The organism is Kitasatospora sp. NPDC059803 (assembly GCF_042732255.1).
Lineage (GTDB): Bacteria > Actinomycetota > Actinomycetes > Streptomycetales > Streptomycetaceae > Kitasatospora.
The window spans coordinates 1-3,905 of sequence record NZ_JBHWIJ010000475.1 but is presented as its reverse complement, the minus strand read 5'-3'; the positions used below and the strand labels follow the sequence as shown (position 1 = coordinate 3,905).

Below are 3,905 nucleotides of genomic sequence, written 5' to 3'. Positions count from 1 at the left end.
CGCCGCCCCTGGTCGGGGGCGGCGGGACCGGGGCCGTCAGTACGGTGCAGCGGTCAGGACCGTCAGAACTGGACGTCGGTGCAGGAGTAGAAGGCGTTGCCGGTGTCGGCGACGTCCCAGACCGCCACCACCACCTGGTGGCCGGTGCGACCGCTGGGGAGGGTCGCGGTGTGGGTGGTGGTGGCGGCGGGCTGGCGGCCGTTGTAGGGGACGGTCAGGAAGGGGGTGAGGTCCAGGCTGCCCCGGGTGATCGGCTGGCTCGCGTCGTAACCGGGCTTGGTGAGGTAGTACCTGAAGTTCGTGGTGGAGTGCCGGGCCTCGATGTACCAGGTGAAGGTGAGCTGCTGGCCCGCCGTCACCCGGGTGGTCGGCCAGGTGCCGTTGCGCGGGTCGTCCAGCGGGGCCCAACGGGCGTCCCCGCCGGCGCAGATGGTGCCGTCGGCCGGGCCCCGGCCGGGGAAGCCCTTCGGGCCCTCGACGCTCTGCGGTTCCCACTGGATGTCGCCGCAGTCCCAGGGCACCCCGCCCGCTCCGCAGAGCGCGGACCGGCTGGGCGGCAGGTTGATGTAGCCGTGCGACTGGGCGGGCAGGGCCAGCACGAGCGGGAGCGCGATCGCGGCTGCGGCCGCGACGGCGAGATGACGTTTGCGCATGGTGCTCCTCCGTGGGGGTGGATGGAGTGTGCGCCCGACGTAGGGCGCGCGCGTGGGGGCGCGGCCGAAGATCGTGGCATGCCTGCGTCAGGTCGGTGCTGACACCGTAGAAGCCCCCGTCCGGGCCGTCAATGGTCTGAACCATTGCCGGGTCATTGCCAGGCCATTGCCGTGCCCCGCGCCCTCGCGCCCCGCAGGTCAGGGAATCAGGACGATCTTGCCGCTGACGGTCCCGGACTCCGCCAGCCGCAGGGCCTCGGCCGCCCGGGCGAGCGGGAGCCGGGCGGCGATCCGGGCGGTGACGTCGCCACGGGCGACGGCGGCGAACACCTGGGCGAGGTCGGACCGGAGGCGGGCGCGGAAGCGGTCCCGGCCGAGGGTGCGGCCGGCCCAGATGTTGTAGAAGTGGGCGCGGCGGCCGTTGGGCAGGGTGTTCCAGAGCCAGGTGCGGGCGAGGATCTTCAGCACCGGCCACTGCTTGGAGCCGGTGTCGTCGCGGGTGGAGGCGCTGCCGTAGGCGACGAGCGTGCCGCCGGGGGCGAGCAGGTGCCAGGAGTCGATCACGCTGCGCCCGCCGACGTGGTCGAACACGGCGTCCACCCCGCCGGGCGCCAGCTCCCGGACCCGGGCCGCCACGTCCTCCGTGCGGTAGTCGACCGGGGTCACGCCGAGCTCCCGCAGGGCGTCGTGGTGCCGCGCGGACGCCGTGCCGATCACCTGCACGCCGGCCGCGCGTGCCAGCTGGACCAGGACGGAGCCCACCCCGCCGGAGGCGCCGTGCACCAGGATCCGCTGCCCGGCGCGCACCCGTGCCCGGCGGTGCAGCAGCTGCCAGGCCGTGATGCCGTTGACCACCACGGTCTCCGCCTCGGCCGCGGTGAGGCCGTCCGGGACGGGCACGGCGTCGGCGGCGTCGACCGCCACGTGGCTGGCCCACCCGCCGACCTTCATCAGCGTGGCCACCCGCTGCCCGGCCAGCCCCGGGTCGACGCCCTCGCCGGTGGCCAGCACCCGGCCGACCAGGTCGTAGCCGGGGACGAACGGGAACGGCGGCTGGTCGTAGTACCGGCCGCGGCGCATCTGCTGCTCGGCGAACGAGACGCCGCTCGCCTCCATGGCGATCAGGACCTGCCCCCGGCCGGCCTGCGGCACGGCTCCGTGCCGGATCTCCAGGCCCTCCGGCGCCACGATGCCCGGCAGTACGACCTGGACGAGGCGTTCGGTGTCCATGACGCCCTCCTTCTCGATAGATGGTATTGCCTTCGTTAGAAGTTATAACGGCAGGCGTCGGTGAGAGTCAAGAGGGAGAGTGATAGCCTCTAACGAGATGGTGATGTCATCGTCGTGAGGTCTGGAGGCGGCCATGGGCGCGTCGGATGTGAGGACTCCCCGGGAGCGCTACCGCGCCCAGGTGCAGGAGGAGATCAAGGAGCGCGCCTGGGAGCAGATCGCCACCGCCGGGGCCTCCGCGCTGTCCCTCAACGCCATCGCCAAGCGGATGGGCATGAGCGGCCCGGCCCTCTACCGGTACTTCGCCAGTCGCGACGAGCTGATCACCGAACTCGTCCGGGACGCCTACCGGAGCCTCGCCGACGCCTTCCAGGCCCGGGCCGCCGCGGGTGCCGACCTGGCCGGACTGGCGCAGGCCCTGCGCCGGTGGGCCCTGGACGACCCCCAGCGGTACCTGCTCGTCTACGGCACCCCCGTGCCCGGCTACCGGGCGCCCGAGGACACCACCCGGATCTCCGTCGAGATCATGGCCGTCCTGCTCGACGCCTGCACCGCCGAGCTGTCACCGGCGGAGCAGGCACCGGCCGTGTCGCCGTCCCCGTTCGACGCCCACCTCGCCGAACACCGGGCCTGGGCCGGGGAGCACCCGGCCCCGCCGGCGGTCCTCCACCTCGCCCTCGCCGTCTGGACCAGGCTGCACGGCGTGCTCTCCCTCGAACTCGCCGGCCACTTCACCGGCATGGGATTCGACCCCGCCCAGCTCTACGCCGCCGAGCTCCGCTCGCTCACCGGCCGCTGACGGCGCGGCGCAGGCCCGTGTTCACGGACAGGGCCCCGGGCGGCCGTGTGGCGCGCCCGGGGCCTGTCGGAGGTCAGGCTCGGAGGTCAGGCGTCGGAGTAGCTGAGGTCACCCACCGTCCAACTGCTCACGTCCTCGATGGCGATCCGGTACATGCCGCCGGTGTGGGGCAGTCCGAAGTCGCCCTGGAGGATCCGCGCCCGGTGCAGGTGCAGGTGCGTCGGCCGTGCGGGCACGCTGGCGGAGGGCGGGGAGAAGAGGGCGGCGAACGGCTTCAAGTGCTGTGAGGTGTGCAGGACTTCCGACACCCGCTCGAACCAGAGGGCCATCGGTGCGAGCCGGCCGGTGATGACCGCTCCGGGGACCACCACGGTCAAGGACATCTGGTTGCTGTGCTCGGACTCCACCATGGCGGCGATGTCAACGAGGAGCTCATCAGAGTTCGACATGCACCCAGACTATTGCGCCGCCGCCGGCTTCGGTGGCGTCGTGCACGGTTCGGTGCAGGCCGGGCGCGTGACCGTGCGCGCGGCCTGTCCTACGGCCTACGCACGGTCCGGCGTCCTGGGGAAGGTCTCGTGGATCTTTCCGGGGCCCGGGCCCTGGTGTCCCGGGAGGGAGCCCCGGGTCAGAGCTTCCACATCTCGGCGTACGGAGGGGTGAGTCGCTCCTGGCGGGAGCCGAAGTCGACGAGGACCGCGATGTCGCTGCCGTCCTCGACGTCGACGACCCGGCCGAGGCCGTGCTTGTCGTGGGTGACCCGGTCGCCCGCGGCGAACCGCTTGCGGGGCACCTCGGCCGGGGCTTTGAAGGGACTGGTGGGCAGGTGGCGCCGGACTGCCGGTGATTTCGTCATCCCGATCAGTATGCTCCGAAAAACCGGGGAGCGGACCCTTCCGGAGGGCCGGAACCCCGCCGGGTGACAGGGCAGGACCAGCCGGCCCCGGCTCGGCGGACCCGCCCGGCCCGAAAAATTTACCCGTCCGACCGGGCCCCGCCGCCGACCTCCCAACTGCCCTGGCGGCGCCACCCGTTGCCGATCCCGTCGGCGGGTGAGCCGCCCCCGTGGGGGAGGGGTCGGAAAGACCGGCTGCGGAACATCCACCGCGACGAGCCAGGGCCTGCTACAGTCGAGTTTGTTTGATTTGTTGTTGGCGAGAACATTGTTTTGGGGGGGGTGTGTTTTTTTTGGGGGCTTTTTTTTTTTTTGGGGGTTTGGCCGG

5 protein-coding genes are annotated in these 3,905 nt (G+C 72.2%); 1 reads left to right on the top strand and 4 read right to left on the bottom strand.

Translation table 11 applies throughout. The features are described from left to right. Window positions 1-62: 62 nt before the first annotated feature. Together ACFV6I_RS38315 and ACFV6I_RS38310 are read right to left on the bottom strand one after the other, a co-directional pair. Window positions 63-653, bottom strand: a complete 591-nt coding sequence (locus tag ACFV6I_RS38315) for a lytic polysaccharide monooxygenase (RefSeq protein ID WP_380371932.1) — start codon at window positions 651-653, stop codon at window positions 63-65. 198 nt (window positions 654-851) lie between these two features. Continuing rightward, entirely contained in the window at window positions 852-1,883 is a 1,032-nt protein-coding gene (locus tag ACFV6I_RS38310; RefSeq protein ID WP_380430777.1) for a medium chain dehydrogenase/reductase family protein, read from the bottom strand. A gap of 133 nt (window positions 1,884-2,016) precedes the next feature. Here ACFV6I_RS38310 and ACFV6I_RS38305 point away from each other — a divergent pair, with 133 nt between their 5' ends. Next, window positions 2,017-2,682, top strand: a complete 666-nt coding sequence (locus tag ACFV6I_RS38305) for a TetR/AcrR family transcriptional regulator (protein ID WP_380430774.1) — start codon at window positions 2,017-2,019, stop codon at window positions 2,680-2,682. 86 nt (window positions 2,683-2,768) lie between these two features. Here ACFV6I_RS38305 and ACFV6I_RS38300 read toward each other — a convergent pair whose 3' ends face one another. Further along, window positions 2,769-3,131, bottom strand: coding sequence for a hypothetical protein (locus ACFV6I_RS38300; RefSeq protein ID WP_063350358.1), 363 nt, complete (start codon window positions 3,129-3,131; stop codon window positions 2,769-2,771). A 179-nt stretch (window positions 3,132-3,310) separates the two neighbouring features. Continuing rightward, window positions 3,311-3,538: a hypothetical protein gene (locus ACFV6I_RS38295; RefSeq protein WP_063350359.1), complete on the bottom strand. Its 228-nt coding sequence runs from the start codon at window positions 3,536-3,538 to the stop codon at window positions 3,311-3,313. Between the last annotated feature and the right edge of the window lie 367 nt (window positions 3,539-3,905).

Coding starts and splice junctions, on each gene's coding strand:
- ACFV6I_RS38315 (WP_380371932.1), bottom strand. CDS start 653: ATGCGCAAACGTCATCTCGCCGTCGCGGCCGCAGCCGCGATCGCGCTC.
- ACFV6I_RS38310 (WP_380430777.1), bottom strand. CDS start 1,883: ATGGACACCGAACGCCTCGTCCAGGTCGTACTGCCGGGCATCGTGGCG.
- ACFV6I_RS38305 (WP_380430774.1), top strand. CDS start 2,017: ATGGGCGCGTCGGATGTGAGGACTCCCCGGGAGCGCTACCGCGCCCAG.
- ACFV6I_RS38300 (WP_063350358.1), bottom strand. CDS start 3,131: ATGTCGAACTCTGATGAGCTCCTCGTTGACATCGCCGCCATGGTGGAG.
- ACFV6I_RS38295 (WP_063350359.1), bottom strand. CDS start 3,538: ATGACGAAATCACCGGCAGTCCGGCGCCACCTGCCCACCAGTCCCTTC.